Annotated in this window: 10 protein-coding genes; 6 read left to right on the plus strand and 4 right to left on the minus strand. The window is 58.0% G+C overall.

The genetic code is table 11. The features are described from left to right. Positions 1-17 precede the first annotated feature (17 nt). The 3 genes from CPA45_RS02290 to CPA45_RS02300 form a co-directional block, all read right to left on the minus strand. On the minus strand, positions 18-3,134 hold the full coding sequence (locus tag CPA45_RS02290; protein ID WP_096649929.1) for an efflux RND transporter permease subunit: 3,117 nt from the start codon (positions 3,132-3,134) through the stop codon (positions 18-20). Beyond that, entirely contained in the window at positions 3,131-4,267 is a 1,137-nt protein-coding gene (locus CPA45_RS02295; protein ID WP_096649931.1) for an efflux RND transporter periplasmic adaptor subunit, read from the minus strand. The genes CPA45_RS02290 and CPA45_RS02295 overlap by 4 nt, the downstream gene beginning before the upstream one ends. Before the next feature lie 80 nt (positions 4,268-4,347). Beyond that, the gene (locus tag CPA45_RS02300) at positions 4,348-4,965 is read right to left on the minus strand and encodes a TetR/AcrR family transcriptional regulator (RefSeq protein WP_096649933.1); all 618 of its coding nucleotides are present in this window, start codon (positions 4,963-4,965) and stop codon (positions 4,348-4,350) included. Positions 4,966-5,055: 90 nt separating this feature from the next. Between CPA45_RS02300 and CPA45_RS02305 the strand changes: the two genes are divergently transcribed. Next, entirely contained in the window at positions 5,056-6,534 is a 1,479-nt protein-coding gene (locus CPA45_RS02305) for an efflux transporter outer membrane subunit (protein ID WP_096649935.1), read from the plus strand. Between the two features lie 17 nt (positions 6,535-6,551). Further along, positions 6,552-7,106, plus strand: a complete 555-nt coding sequence (locus CPA45_RS02310; RefSeq protein ID WP_096649937.1) for a PaaI family thioesterase — start codon at positions 6,552-6,554, stop codon at positions 7,104-7,106. Positions 7,107-7,678: 572 nt separating this feature from the next. On the opposite strand, the gene CPA45_RS23140 is transcribed toward CPA45_RS02310, so the two are convergent. Beyond that, complete coding sequence (locus CPA45_RS23140; RefSeq protein WP_096649939.1) at positions 7,679-8,218, minus strand: AraC family transcriptional regulator; 540 nt, start codon at positions 8,216-8,218, stop codon at positions 7,679-7,681. Between the two features lie 455 nt (positions 8,219-8,673). Here CPA45_RS23140 and CPA45_RS02320 point away from each other — a divergent pair, with 455 nt between their 5' ends. From CPA45_RS02320 to CPA45_RS02335, 4 genes are read left to right on the plus strand one after another with little or no spacing between them, the layout of a single operon-like run. Then, the gene (locus CPA45_RS02320) at positions 8,674-9,705 is read left to right on the plus strand and encodes an LLM class flavin-dependent oxidoreductase (protein ID WP_096650211.1); all 1,032 of its coding nucleotides are present in this window, start codon (positions 8,674-8,676) and stop codon (positions 9,703-9,705) included. Positions 9,706-9,763: 58 nt separating this feature from the next. Continuing rightward, entirely contained in the window at positions 9,764-11,566 is a 1,803-nt protein-coding gene (locus CPA45_RS02325) for a monovalent cation:proton antiporter-2 (CPA2) family protein (protein WP_096649941.1), read from the plus strand. Positions 11,567-11,607: 41 nt separating this feature from the next. Beyond that, positions 11,608-13,308: an acetolactate synthase large subunit gene (locus CPA45_RS02330; protein ID WP_096649943.1), complete on the plus strand. Its 1,701-nt coding sequence runs from the start codon at positions 11,608-11,610 to the stop codon at positions 13,306-13,308. Further along, the gene (locus tag CPA45_RS02335) at positions 13,305-14,738 is read left to right on the plus strand and encodes an aldehyde dehydrogenase family protein (RefSeq protein WP_096649945.1); all 1,434 of its coding nucleotides are present in this window, start codon (positions 13,305-13,307) and stop codon (positions 14,736-14,738) included. The genes CPA45_RS02330 and CPA45_RS02335 overlap by 4 nt, the downstream gene beginning before the upstream one ends. Positions 14,739-14,798 lie beyond the last annotated feature (60 nt).

The following is a 14,798-nucleotide window of genomic DNA, read 5'->3' on the forward strand; positions in this document are numbered from 1 at the left end:
CTCCTTATTAGCAATTGCTAATTATTAGCTTGGCCCTGTATAGCAGGGTTCACTCCACCTTCAGAAGCGGTATTCCCGCCCCTAGGTGTCGGCTTGATCTTGAACCAGATGGCATACATCGCCGGTAAGAACACGAGCGTCAGAATTGTCCCGGCGAAGGTGCCCCCGATCAGGGTGTAGGCCAGCGTTCCCCAAAACACCGATTGGGTGAGGGGTATGAACGCCAGAATGGCGGCGAGCGCGGTCAGGACGACCGGGCGAGCACGCTGCACGGTGGCCTCGACCACGGCGTCAAAGGGGGCGAGCCCTGCCTTCGCGTTGTCGTGAATCTGTCCGATCAGGATAAGAGTGTTGCGCATCAGGATGCCTGCCAACGCAATCAAACCGACGAGCGCATTGATGCCGAATGGCTGGTTGAATACCAGCAAGGTAGGCACCACGCCGATGAGGCCCAGCGGTGCTGTGGCGAACACCATCGTCATCGCTGAGATCGAGCGAACCTGAAAGATGATCGTGATCAGCGTCAGCGCGATCATAATGGGGAAGACCGGTAGCAGGGCGCTATTGGCCTTGCCGGCTTCCTCGATGGAACCGCCCATCTCGATCCGGTAGCCCGCCGGCAGTTCGGCGATGATCGGCTGAAGTTCTTCCCAGATGGCGCTGGACACGTCGGGCGGCTGCAACTCTTCCGCTATATCCCCACGCACGGTGATCGTCGGCGTGCGGTCTATGCGGCGCAGAATGGGGTCTTCCATGTGAACCTCCACCGTGCCGACCTGCGATAGCGGAATCCGCTGACCGGATGCGCCTGTCAGGGTGAAATCTTGAATTTTGCTTGGGTCAAGTCTTGTAATGCCGGCCGAGCGGGCCACGACCTGAACGGAACGGATATCCTCGCGCACCTCGGCAATCGGGATACCACTCAACAGGAACTGTAGCTGCTGGGCAGCATCACTCGAGGTCAAGCCGAAGCTTTGCAGGCGATCCTGATCAAGCGAGAATCGCAGCGTGGGTATGCGCTCGCCCCAATCGGTATTGACCGTTCGCATCTTAGAAGAAGCCTGCATGACGGCACGCACCTGGGCCGCGATGTCGCGCAGTTCATCGGGCTCCGGCCCCATCACGCGGAAGGCCACGGGGAAGGGGGAAGGTGGGCCGAACACCAACTGGGTCACTCGCACCCGCGCCTCCGGCGCCAGGCCGTCGGCCACTGCCTGACGCAGCCTATGCTTGAGCGCCTCACGCGCCGTCTGGTCATCCGTCAGGACGACGATCTTGGCGAAGGAGGGATCGGGCATTTCCGGCGACATGGCGAGATAGAAGCGTGGCGCACCCTGGCCGATGTAGGACGTCACGATGCTGGCTTCCTCTTGCTCCTCCAGCCAGGCCTCGACTTTGGCGGTCGCCTCACTCGTCTGCTCGATCGAGGTGCCATAGGGCATCTGTACTTCGATCAGCACCTCGGGCCGGTCAGACGTCGGAAAGAACTGCTTGTTGACCACGCCCATGCCTATGATCGCGAGGATGAAGGTTCCGATCACGAACGCCGCCACCAGCCATTTGCGCCGTATCACCGAGCCTAGCAACCGGCGGAAACGCTCGTAGTTCGGCGTCGCGTAGATAGCCCCGTGGCCGCCCTCGCGCTTCTTGAAATCCGGTAGCAGCTTCACCCCCAAGTAAGGCGTAAACACCACGGCGACGATCCACGACATGATCAACGCAATGCCGACGATCCAGAACATGTTGCTGGTGTATTCGCCGGCGGTGGACTTGGCGAATCCGTTCGGCATGAAGCCGATCGCCGTCACCAGGGTGCCGGAGAGCATGGGTGCGGCAGTGTGACTCCACGCATAAGCCGCGGCACGTACACGGTCGTAGCCTTCCTCCATCTTCACCACCATCATCTCAATGGCGATGATCGCATCATCGACCAGGAGCCCCAGCGCCAGAATCAACGAGCCGAGAGTAATACGGTCGAAGGCCATGCCGGAAGCCGCCATGACGATAAAGACGGCGGCCAGGGTCAGGGGAACAGCCGCCGAAACCACGATACCGGCACGCCATCCCATGCTGATGAAACCGACCAACATCACCACGCCGAGGGCGGCGAAGAACTTGAGCATAAACTCGTCGACGGCCGAGCTGATATTAACCGACTGGTCTGTGACCTTGGTTAGACTCATGCCAAGTGGCATATCGGCGTTGATAGCCTCTGCCTCCTCCTCCAGTGCCTCGCCGAGGTTGAGGCCATTCCATCCCTCGCGCATGACTACACCGAGCAGCAAGGTGGATTCGCCGTTGTTGCGAATGATGAAGGTGGCGGGATCCTCGTAGCCCCGCTTCACCTCGGCGATGTCGCCGAGCTTTAGGGTATGGCCCTGCGCGACGACGGGCGTATTGCGAATCGCCTCAAGGTCGTCGATCGCCCCGTCCAGCCGGATGAAGACCTGGGGGCCCTGGGTGTCAATCGAGCCGGCGGGCGTCATGACATTACGTGCATTGAGTGCCGCGAATAGGGCTTGCGGGGAGACGCCAAGCGTGGCGAGACGATCATGGGAGAACTCGACAAAGATCCTTTCGGACTGTTCGCCGATGATATTCACCTTCTTGACGCCCGGCACGTGAAGCAAGCGCTGACGCAGGCTCTCAGCCTCGCGGATGAGATGCCGGTGAGGCTCGCCCTCTGCCTTCAGCGCATAGAGTGCAAAGGTCACATCGGCGTATTCGTCGTTCACCATGGGTCCAATGACGCCACTGGGCAGACTACGGGCCTCGTCGCCAATTTTCTTACGCGCCTGATAGAACTGCTCCGGGACTTCGGCTGGCGGCGTACTATCAAGCAGATACACCGTGGTGAAGGCTAGACCCGGACGCGTAAAGGTTTCGGTACGGTCATACCAGCTCAGTTCCTGCATGCGTTTTTCCAGCGGCTCGGCGACCAGTTCCTCCATTTCCTGGGCCGTCGCACCGGGCCAGGCCGTGGTCACGGTCATCTGCTTGATGGTAAAGGCGGGATCCTCCGCCCGGCCCAGCGTCAGGAAGGCCATAATGCCGGCAATGAAGATCACCACCATCAGAAACAGGGTGACCGAGCGCTCGCGCACGGCGAGGGCTGAGAGGTTGAAGGCACTCATGGCTGCTCTCCACGATTGGCGGCCAAGCCCGTGGTAACTGAACGCTCATCTAACTGCACTTGCTCGCCCTCGTGGAGTAAGTGCACGCCGAGCGCCACAACGCGATCGCCGGCTTCCAGGTTGCCAACGACCGACGCCGTTTCATCGCTGAGGCCAGCCACTTGCACGGCCTGCCAAGTGACCCGGGGTGTTTCTCCTTCGATCAGCCCTTCGATCAGCCATACGCCGGGCCCTTTACCTGGATCGAAGAGGGCGCTTATCGGCACCTGCAATAATGCCGAAGAAGAAGGGTCGATCTGGATACCGACGGAGACGGTTGAGCCCAGTGGCGCATCGGCAAGATTACCTTCCAATACATAGCGTGCTTCGAAGGTTCGTGTCAGGGGGTTGGCGGCATCCGACAACTGGCGAAGCGTCGCAGCACCCGTGAGCCCGTTGTCATAGAGGGCTGCACGGCCTGTGGAGCCGACCGCTGGGCGCAGCGTTTCGGGGAGGTCGATGAGTGCCTCGCGGGGCCCCGCATGGGCCACCCGCACCACGGTTTGGCCGGCAGCAACGACTTGGCCGGGTTCTGCCAGCGTGTCCACGACCACCCCGTCTGCATCGGCGAGAAGCACCGCATAGTCGGTTTCATTGCGAGCAACATCCGCGCGAGCCTCGGCCGCCGTGAGATCTGCCCGAGCCGTCTCGGCGGCTGCCCGGGCGCTGTCGTAGGCTGATGCGGACACCGCGCCTCGAGAGACCAAGTCACGGTATCGCGCCTCGTCCTCTGTGGTTTGACGCGCGCGCGCTCTGGCGGCAGCCACGGCCTGCTCGTGGGCTCGCGCGGCGAGCACCAAATCCGTAGGGTCGATGCGCATGAGTGGCTGGCCGCGCTCGACGGCTTGACCGGTATCGACTAGGCGCTCCTGCATCTTGCCCGGTACGCGAAAGCCGAGATCGCTTTGCACCCGCGCGGCAACGATACCGGTAAATGAACGCTCGGCCTTTCCATCGGCCTCCACCTCCGCTACCCGTACATAGGGGGGCTGCGTGCGCGGGTCGGTTAAAGAGCTGTTGTCACTGCAAGCCGCCAGAGCGAAGGGCAGCAGACCGGCGAAAACTAAGGAATGAATATTACGGCGCTGAAGCATGGCGACCTCCAGGGATAGAAGGTCTCATGTTCTAACTAGTGACTAATATTGTCAATAGTCACTGTGCGTAAATTCGTCCTTTAGGGTGCCAAGCTACGCAATACCAGGTTCGAAAGCTGCGCTGGAGCATCCTCGACAAGATCTAAATTGTGTTGGAGGAGAAGAGGGTTCACATAGGGGTGCATGACCAGAAAGATTGAGTGCACTGTCTCATCCAGCGGGGTTTTTCGCTCGAACTCGCCGCTCTCGCGTCCTTCGCGAATGATCTCCAGCAGCATCTGCTTGATGTGCTGCGCATAGCCGCGAGCAGAGGGCCAGCCTTCGCCTGCGGAGTGTGCGGCGATGTCATAGAGCTTGCGATCATTGAAGAAAAGGTTTGATCCTGTCTCTACTAATGCTTTGAACATCCTCCTAAATTTCTCCGTTGGCGTGGATGCGTTCATCACAGCCTCTTCGATTGCCTCGACAATGGCGCTCAAGACTTTAGAGCAGATGGCCTCGCCAATGGTCTGTTTGGAATCGAAGAACTTATAGATATAAGCCTTGGAAAAGCCAATCGATTTGGCTAGGTCGGAGACAGTGGTTTTCTCGTAGCCGTAGTGGCTGAAGTGCTCTTCAGCCGCCGCCACGATCTGTTCGCGAACACTGTGTTCGGCAGGTCCTCGTGACGGTGGTGTGGAAGGTGGTGTTTCAATCATCGGTCGTGTTACCTCGTATTCTTTAGCTTGACAGTTAGTGACCATAATGGATTGTAGTCACTTTAACAATTTTACTCTCCGGAGACTCTCATGCTCACCCGCCCACGCTCTCTCGCCTTACTGATGAGTGCCAGTCTATTAACGGCCAGCCTGTTAACGGGATGTGCGGTCGGCCCTGACTATAGCTCACCCGAGCCCGCCTTATCGCCTCGTTTCCTTGGGCAGGAGGGCGTTGAAGCGCGTGGAGTTCAGCACAAGGCAAACCTTCAGGCCTGGTGGGCCGCTTTTGATGACCCCATGTTAGCGCGCTTCGTTACTCTTGCTCTTGAGCAGAACCTGGATATCGAACAAGCGGCAGCCCGTGTCGCCCAAGGGCGTGCTTCATTGCGACAAGCCGATGCTGCACTGCTGCCATCGGGCAACGTGAGCGCTTACGGCGCGGAAGTATACCAGTCGATCGAGACCCCGCTGGGGCAGGTGCTGTCTGCCACACCTAGCTTCGACCGCAGGGGCCGTGCCTACGAGGCCAACCTCGAGGCGGGCTGGGAGATCGACATGTTTGGAGGCCTGCGGCGAGGACGGGAAGCGGCACGCGCCGAGTATGTGGCCTCTGAAGCTGGAGCCGTCGCGACACGGCTGGCCGTCGCCGCCCAAACGGCGGACGTATACGTCATGATCCGGGGCTTGCAGGCACGTATCAAGATTGCTGAACAGCAATCCGAGACACGTCGTGAACTGCTCGACACGATCAGATTCCAGTACGAGAAGGGGGTGGCTGCCGAGCTTCAGGTGAACCAGACCGAGGGTGCGCTTGCTCAAGTCGAAGCACAGATTCCGGTCCTCGAGGCTGGTCTCGACTCGGCGATGAATGCGTTGGACGTGCTGCTCGGTGTACCGCCTGGAACCTACCGCAGAGAAATGAGTCAGGTGGCGTCGATCCCGGTGGCTCCAGGCTTGGCAGAAACCGGCACGCCAGCCGAGATGATTCGGCGGCGCCCAGATCTTATCGTTGCCGAGCAGCGCCTCATTGCTGCTAATGCGCGCATTGGCATGGCGGTTTCAGAGTACTATCCCAAGTTCTCGCTCGGCGCACTGCTGGGTAGTGCCACCACGATCTCAAGCGGCAACCTCTTCTCTGGCGATGCCAACCAAGCCCAGGGCGTCCTCGGGCTGCGCTGGCGCCTGTTCGACTTTGGCCGCGTCGAGGCACAAATTGCCGCCGCGCGCGGCCAGGAAGCAGAAGCGCTCGCCGCCTACCGTCTAGCCGTGTTGCGCGCAACGGAAGAGGTGGAAAACGCCTTTTCCGCGCTAGTTAAACGCGAGGCCCAGCTCGATATTTTGGCGCGAGGTGAATCCTCTCTCGCACGTGCCCGCGAAAACTCACTTGCCGCCTATGAAAGTGGTGTCGTTAGCCTGATCGAAGTGCTCACCGCCGACGCCAACTTGCTGCAGATAAGCGACATGAAGGCGCAGGCACAAACCGAAACCGCACGGGATGCCATTGCCTCCTTTAGGGCATTGGGAGGCGGGTGGGATGCACCGCATGCAAGCAGCAAGAAAAACATATAGCTCAGGAGGTAAATGCCATGACAACGTCAATTGACACTCGTAACGCTGAAGAAACCCTTGCGCTCTGGCAGGCCGAAGAGGCGGCCGTGCGAGAGCGTATCCAGACGGTTCCCGGCGTGGCGACCCCTGCTCAGATCGCCGGGCGCAGCGGATTGCAGGTATTTGAGGCGCTTCTCGCCGGAGAGATCCCGCCACCGCCCATGGCTGATACGCTGAACTTCACTCTGCTTCGTGTGGAGCCGGGATTCGCGCTGTTCCAGGGACAGCCCCGATTCAGCCATTATAATCCGATGGGTACGGTGCATGGCGGCTGGTTCGCGACCATGCTCGATACAGCCATGGGGTGCGCCGTGCATTCGACCTTGCCTCCGGGCAAGGCCTACACGACCCTGGAATTGAAGCTCAATCTCGTCCGTGCGCTCACCGATGCGGTACCGCTAGTTCGTGTGGAAGGCCAATTGGTTCACGGCGGCCGCCAAGTGTCGACGGCAGAAGGTAGGCTCATCGGGCCAGACGGTAAGCTCTATGCCCACGCGAGTACAACGTGCTTAATATTCGAACAGAGGGCGTAGAAGAGTATTTTGCGGAGGAACCGAAGGTCTACCATGCACCTTTTACGACTGGAGAACATGACGATCAGAACAGCCCCTTTGGAATGGTAATGTCTTAGGCAGGTTGTTGGCTTTAAAAATGATTGTCGTAAGAAAATGTAGGCCTGATGTCGCTAATGTGTAGTAATCGCGGTTTGATCTGACAGTTCAGGCTTTTAAGTCTACGACTGTCAGGTCAAGTTCAGCTATTTAGTGTGGTGATTTTATTGCGATCAAGCTAAATAGGCGCTGATCGGAGAATAGCTCGACTGACTAATCTTGGCCGAGGAGCGACTGTGTGTAAAGCTGCTCAATCGAATGACTCGCAAGGTTAATATTCGCTAATTGGTAACGCTAGTGGTCTATCGAAAGAGCACCGAGTCTACGGTACGAAGAAGTGAGTCTAGTGCGTTGCGACGTTGCCTAGTAAACATTGCCATTCCTATTTTTGATGCGGTAGATGCAGAGCTAAACCAGTAAACCTCATACGACATGACGTCTTATGCAGGCTGCGATAAAGGCTGTGCCGTTATCGGCCTTCAAACGCTTAATTTTTAATTATGATTTGCTATCGGGTCATGCAACTGGATGGTATTCAATGGCATTGAAGCCTTTCTACGACGAGGGGTAGCACCGCTATAAAGTTTTCGCCAGGTTTGCGGCGATAAGCCTGTTTCGCGTTTAAATACCCGGCAAAGGTGTGATTGGTCGCAAAAACCATACCTCAGTGCTATATCGCTTAGGGAGCACTCCGAACAGAGCATATATTGCCCGGCAGCCTCTACTCGTCTGGCAGTTACATACAGCAGCGGTGTTATCCCCATTGTCTGTTTGAACAAGCGCGAAAAATAACTGGTGCTCAGGCTCAATAGCGAAGCGAGTTCGTTTGTTCGGATGCATCTGCCGAGGTGCTGATCTATAAAGTCGTTGACACGAGCAATTTGCCACCGGGCTAACCTGCCGGTGACTCTGTCCTGGGAAGGCTTGCTGTCACTGTCAGCGGTAAGCAAAGAGATTGCCCGACGTAACTGCGTCGCAGCTGCGTCGGGGTTTAGATGAATAACTCTTTCCGTCTCCATTAGTAGCGACAGCATTAGCCTGGTCTGTTTCAAGCAGTCGGCCCTTCAGAATAGATTTTGTTCAATGGCTTTGAAGTCATTGATAATCCATCGGATTGTCAGTAGACATCGCCAGAGGTGTCGTTGCCTCTGGTTACTACTATGCATGTTCACATATTCGTTCCGGTAGTAGCGTCCGGTGATTAGCTTTGTCGCGAAAAGAGGAACGCCAAGGGGGGGGGGTGTTAGTTGGTCAGCAGGGCTATCGCGTTCTTGCGCTCTTCGTATCTGATTTTTTGCGGTACCTGAAGGGGGCTTTGAGCGTCGCGCATCACACACGCGTCCAAATTGCGGGCCGTCATCCAATAATAAGCGCCGATTCTTTGTGATAGTGACGAGGCATTTCACACATTTCATCGCGCTCGAAAAAGGGTGAACAGCACTGGTATTTGCCGATGATCAAGCATGGCCTACTAGCATGAGGACTTATGATGGAAATCGGTATCGACAGTTTCGCGGCCATTTTTCCTGACCCGGTGACCGGGAAGCTTCCCTCAGCCACCGATCGCATGGCCGACCTCCTCGAGGAGGTTGAAATCGCCGACCGGGTCGGGCTCGACGTATTCGGAATCGGCGAGCACCATCGTGCCGAATTTCTCGATTCCGCACCCGCGATTATTCTCGCTGCTGCCGCTGCCCGTACCCGCCAGATTAGGTTGACGAGCGCGGTGACAGTACTGAGCGCCGCCGACCCCGTGCGGGTCTTCCAGGAGTTCGCCACCCTCGATCTGATTTCCAAAGGGCGGGCCGAAATTGTTGTCGGCCGAGGCTCGTTCGTCGAGGCGTTTCCACTCTTTGGCCTCGACACACGGGCTTATGATGAACTCTTTGCTGAAAAGCTTGATCTGTTTCTGAAGCTGGGCGAGACGACCAATATCACCTGGGGTGGGCGTTATCGCCCAGCGCTTCGCGGAGAGGGTGTCTTTCCGCGCCCCCACCAGCCGCGCTTGCCATTATGGGTCGGCGTCGGCGGCACACCGGCGTCCTTCGCGCGGGCTGGCACCCTTGGCCTTCCATTGATGGTCGCTATCATCGGCGGCAGTTTCGAGCGTTTCCGCCCACTCGTCGATCTCTACCGCGAAGCGGGCCTGAGAGCTGGGCACCCTCCCGAGAAACTAAAGGTGGGCGTTCACGCGATGGGCTTTGTCGGTGAAACGGATGCTGAAGCCAGAGACTCCTTTTTTCCCGGCTGGGCGCACCTGACCGGGACGATAGGGCGCGAGCGTGGGTGGCCAGCCCCGACACGCCATCAGTTTGATGATATGGCAAGCCCAGAAGGTGCTTTCCTGATCGGCGACCCAACAACGGTGGCAGCGAAAATGCTCAAGTTAAACGAGTCGCTCGGCGGCGTGTCTCGCATCACATTCCAGATGAGTACCGCGGCGTTAGACACGGCGGCAATGAAGCGCTCTATCGAACTCCTGGGTACCGACGTCGCGCCACTAGTGCGGGAAGCACCATGATTAGTCTAGAAAGTGGGCTATCTCCCTTAATCATACCGAGTAAGAAGGGAGTTTAATGATGGGTGCTTCCGAATTTAGTTTAGTACAAGCGGTTGTTCTACTGGGGGCGGCCACCATCGCGGTGCCACTTTTTAGAAGGCTGGGGCTTGGTTCCGTGCTTGGTTATCTTGCAGCAGGACTTGCCGTAGGCCCCTTTGGTTTTGGATTGATCAACAATCCCGAAACGCTACTTCATACCGCTGAACTGGGCGTGGTGATGTTTCTGTTCATCATCGGGCTGGAGATGCGCCCGTCCAAGCTATGGACGTTGCGGCGCCAGATATTTGGGCTTGGCGCGGCGCAAGTGGTCACCTGCGGTACCCTGCTAACGCTGGCAGCCATGGCGGCAGGTGTTTCATTTCCCGTTGCTGCGGTTGGAGCGATGGGCTTTGTACTGTCGTCAACCGCCGTCATCATGCAGCTGCTGAAAGAGCAGGGCGACACCTCGTCGCCCGAAGGGCAGCGGTCGATCTCGATTTTGTTGTTTGAGGACTTGGCGATTGTGCCTTTATTGGCGCTTGTGGCGCTTTGGGGCTCGTTAGCCAGCCCGATAGGCGCCAACAATGAGTCGGTATGGCAAGCAGCCGCCATTGCCGTCGCCGGTTTTGCTGCCCTGTTGATGGCGGGCCACTGGCTGCTCGACCCGTTTTTCAAGATCATCGCCCGATCCGGCGCAAGAGAGGTGCTCACCGCTGCTGCATTGCTGGTTGTCTTGGGGTCGGCGGTGTTCATGGAGAGCGTCGGTCTGTCGATGGCGATGGGCGCCTTCGTCGCAGGCGTACTGCTTGCTGAGTCGAACTTTCGGCATCAGCTGGAGGCGGATATCGAGCCGTTTCGTGGCATCTTGCTCGGTCTGTTCTTTCTGAGTGTCGGCATGTCGCTGAACCTTCAGATCGTCGCTGACGAGTGGCGTATGGTACTGGGGGGCGTCGTAACCTTCATGCTGGTGAAGGCCCTCGGAATTTATGCCATCGCACGTTTGACAGGCTCCGCCCATAGCACCGCCATGAGCAGGACTGTGCTGTTTGCACAAGGTGGTGAATTTGCCTTTGTCCTTTATGCCGCCGCGATGGCAGCAGGCATATTCGACCTGCGTGCATCCGCTATTATGAGCGCGATTGTGATTCTCTCTATGGCGCTTACGCCAATCCTCCTGATAGCTCAGGCGCAAATGCGCAAGCGTGCGCCTGTCGCCATCGATCTTGATGGCGTCGATAAAGCCGAAGGTCTACGTGGACAAGTGCTGGTTATCGGTTTTGGCAGGTTTGCTCAAGTGGCCAGCCAGGCGCTGCTTGCCCGCCGTGTCGAAATCTCAGTGATTGAGAACGACGTCAAGATGATTCGCGCAGCGGCAAACTTCGGATTCAAGATCCATTATGGCGACGGCACTCGCTTAGATGTGTTGCGAGCGTCGGGGGCTGAAACGGCTGAGGTTATCCTGGTCTGCGTCGACGACCCGGAGGCGGCGGACCATATTGTCGAGCTTTGCCAGGCAGAATTTCCCATGACTACTCTTTATGTACGCTCCTTTGATCGTGGCCATTCGTTGCGGCTGATCAACGCGGGAGTCGGGTTCCAGATCCGTGAAACCTTTGAGTCCGCGCTGGTATTCGGCCAGGCAGTATTGACGGAGCTGGGCTTCGACGAAGACCAGGCAAGGGGGGCTATCGAAGAGGTACGTGAACGCGACAAGGAGCGATTGGAACTGGAACTGATCGGCGGCCTGGAGGGCGGACGCAAGATGATCCGTGGCAATACCGAGACACCTGAGCCCGCACCGCTGTTCAAAACCCGATCCAACAGTGCTGATATAGGCACGTGATCCTTCCTATCCCATGTAGCCTGCTACAGGAGAATTCCACCATGACCAAAGCATCCGATCTGTTCATCAAGTGCCTAGAGGAAGAGGAGGTGGAGTATATTTTTGGGGTTCCCGGCGAGGAGAATCTCGATATGCTCGACAGCCTCAGCCACTCGACCAAGATTCAACTGATCCTTACCCGGCACGAACAGGGGGCAGGCTTCATGGCTGCAACCTATGGCCGGCATACCGGCAAGGCTGGGGTGTGCATGGCGACGCTAGGGCCGGGCGCGACGAATTTAGTCACCGCCGCTGCCTATGCGCAGCTTGGCGGTATGCCGATCCTGATGGTCACCGGTCAAAAACCAATCAAAAAGTCGAAGCAAGGCCGCTTCCAGATCCTCGATGTGGTTGACATGATGAAGCCGCTGACCAAGTTCACCCATCAGCTCGCCAGCGCCGACAACATCCCCAGCCGGGTGCGTGAAGCGTTCCGGCTCGCCGAAGAGGAGAAACCCGGCGCGACGCATATCGAGTTTCCAGAGGATATCGCCGCCGAGCAGACTGAATCAATGCCGCTTAAGCGCAGCTACACGCGGCGACCCAATGCCGATGTGAAGTCGATTCGCGCTGCGGTGCATGCGCTTGAAAAAGCCAAATCGCCGATCCTGGTGATCGGCGCAGGTGCCAACCGCACTATGACCTGCCGGATGCTGAACCAATTCATTGAGAAGACCGGCATTCCGTTCATTACCACTCAGCTCGGCAAGGGTGTGATAGACGAACGCCACCCCAAGTTTGTCGGCTGTGCGGCTCTGTCATCGGGCGACTTTGTCCACCGCGCTGTCGAGGCCGCTGACCTGATCGTTAATATCGGTCATGACGTGATCGAGAAACCGCCGTTCTTCATGCTGCCAGGCGGCACACCGGTGATTCATATTTCGTCCAAGACAGCTGAGGTTGATCCGGTCTATTTTCCGCAGATCGAGGTTGTTGGCGACATCGCCAATGCTATCTGGCAGATCAAGCAGGACATCGTTCCCAATGGCGGCTGGACGTTCGACGCGATACTGGAGGCGCGCAAGCGCCAGGTCGTGCACACCGCGTCGATCTCGGGGGATGCACGCTTCCCTATCTTCCCACCTTACCTGGTCGAACAGGTCCGCGCGGCGATGCCCGAAGATAGCATCATCTGCCTCGATAACGGGGTGTACAAGATCTGGTTCGCCCGCGACTATCCGGCTTACCGCCCCAATACCGTACTACTCGATAACGCGCTCGCCACGATGGGCGCGGGCCTGCCCTCGGCCATGGCATCGGCGATGGTTTATCCCGATCGCAAGGTGATGGCGATCTGCGGCGATGGCGGCTTTATGATGAACAGCCAGGAAATGGAGACCGCCGTTCGTTTAAAGCTCAACCTCACCGTGCTGATCCTCAACGACAATAGCTATGGCATGATTCGCTGGAAGCAGTCGAACATGGGCTTCAAAGACTGGGGGCTGACTTATGGCAACCCCGATTTCGTCAAGTATGCGGAAAGCTATGGCGCGTTCGGGCATCGCGTGGAAAGCGCTGAGCACCTCCAGCAGCTGCTTGCACATACCCGCGACACGCCGGGCGTTCATCTGATCGACTGCCCAGTCGATTATTCGGAGAATGACCAGATCCTCAACATCGACATAAAGATGCTGTCGAAAGAATTGCAATCCTTATCCTCAGATTCGCTGGAAAGTGGGATGCGCCCCGGGAGTTTCGAATGACCAAGCTCAAGTCCATCTATCCGCTCTATCTCAACAACGTGGCGCAGCAGCCGAACACTAATCTTGCTGTGACCGACAAGTTCACCGGCGCGGTCGCGTTTCACGTTGCCCAGGCCGATGCCGCGACGATCGATGCGGCGATCGCCGGCGCAGTCGAGGCAGCAGAACCAATGGCACGGATGGCAAGCTACGAGCGCCAGGCGGTGCTCACCCATTGCGTCACCCGCTTCACGGAACGGTTCGACGAGCTTGCGTACGCACTGTGCGTTGAGGCGGGCAAGCCGATTAAGGACAGCGAGGGGGAGGTCGGCCGGCTGATCGATACCTTCCGTATCGCCGCCGAGGAGTCGGTGCGGATGACGGGAGAGGTTCAGCCGCTTGACATCTCGGCGCGCGCCAAGGGCTATCAGGGCATCTGGAAACGAGTGCCCATCGGGCCCAGTTCGTTCATCTCGCCGTTCAATTTTCCACTCAATCTGGCCGCGCACAAGATCGCCCCGGCGCTTGCGGTGGGCTGTCCGTTCGTGATGAAACCAGCGAGCCGTACCCCCTTGGGCGCAATTATTATCGGTGAAGTGCTAGCCGAGACCGACCTGCCCAAAGGTGCATTCTCAATTCTACCCGCCAGCCGCGACGGTGCTGACCTGTTCACCACCGACGACCGACTCAAGCTACTCTCGTTCACTGGATCGCCCGATGTTGGTTGGGACCTCAAGGCGCGCTGCGGCAAGAAGAAGGTAGTACTCGAGCTTGGCGGCAATGCCGCGGTGATCATTGATGCGGATGCCGATCTCGACGATGCGCTGGAGCGTGTCATTTTCGGCGCTTTCTACCAGTCGGGGCAGAGCTGTATCGGGGTGCAGCGCATCATCATCCATGCCGATGTTTACGACCGCTTCCGCGACATGCTGGTCGCCAAGACAAAAACACTGGTGGCGGGTGATCCCAAAAAACGCGACACGTTTATCGGCCCGATGATTGATATCAAGGAAGCGACGCGGCTCGAAACCTGGGTCAAGGAGGCCGTCTCTGCTGGTGGGACGCTACTCTGCGGCGGCAACCGCGAGGGTGCGATGCTCGCCGCCACCTTGCTCGAAGCTGTGCCTGCCGATACCAAGATCGTCACAGAAGAGGCGTTCGGCCCGGTGGCGGTGCTGTCACGCTTTACTGATTTCAATGCTGCTGTCGCCGAGGTCAACGCTTCTAAATTCGGGCTGCAGGCGGGCGTCTTTACCCGCGACTTGTTCAAGATGTTCGATGCTTGGGATCACCTCGATGTTGGTGGGGTGGTGATCAACGATGTGCCCAGCTATCGCGTCGACAATATGCCCTATGGCGGGGTCAAGGATTCTGGGCTGGGCCGCGAAGGTGTGCGTTTCGCGATGGAGGACATGACCGAAATCCGCAACCTGGTGATTCGCCGCCCCTAAGGTTCGCCTTTGGGGCGGCATCTAGCGCCAAACGTTCTTGCCAAACGCTACTCCCCGATT

The organism is Vreelandella nigrificans (assembly GCF_002374315.1).
Taxonomy (GTDB): domain Bacteria; phylum Pseudomonadota; class Gammaproteobacteria; order Pseudomonadales; family Halomonadaceae; genus Vreelandella; species Vreelandella nigrificans.

Coding starts and splice junctions, on each gene's coding strand:
- CPA45_RS02290 (WP_096649929.1), bottom strand. CDS start 3,134: ATGAGTGCCTTCAACCTCTCAGCCCTCGCCGTGCGCGAGCGCTCGGTC.
- CPA45_RS02295 (WP_096649931.1), bottom strand. CDS start 4,267: ATGCTTCAGCGCCGTAATATTCATTCCTTAGTTTTCGCCGGTCTGCTG.
- CPA45_RS02300 (WP_096649933.1), bottom strand. CDS start 4,965: ATGATTGAAACACCACCTTCCACACCACCGTCACGAGGACCTGCCGAA.
- CPA45_RS02305 (WP_096649935.1), top strand. CDS start 5,056: ATGCTCACCCGCCCACGCTCTCTCGCCTTACTGATGAGTGCCAGTCTA.
- CPA45_RS02310 (WP_096649937.1), top strand. CDS start 6,552: ATGACAACGTCAATTGACACTCGTAACGCTGAAGAAACCCTTGCGCTC.
- CPA45_RS23140 (WP_096649939.1), bottom strand. CDS start 8,218: ATGCTGTCGCTACTAATGGAGACGGAAAGAGTTATTCATCTAAACCCC.
- CPA45_RS02320 (WP_096650211.1), top strand. CDS start 8,674: ATGGAAATCGGTATCGACAGTTTCGCGGCCATTTTTCCTGACCCGGTG.
- CPA45_RS02325 (WP_096649941.1), top strand. CDS start 9,764: ATGGGTGCTTCCGAATTTAGTTTAGTACAAGCGGTTGTTCTACTGGGG.
- CPA45_RS02330 (WP_096649943.1), top strand. CDS start 11,608: ATGACCAAAGCATCCGATCTGTTCATCAAGTGCCTAGAGGAAGAGGAG.
- CPA45_RS02335 (WP_096649945.1), top strand. CDS start 13,305: ATGACCAAGCTCAAGTCCATCTATCCGCTCTATCTCAACAACGTGGCG.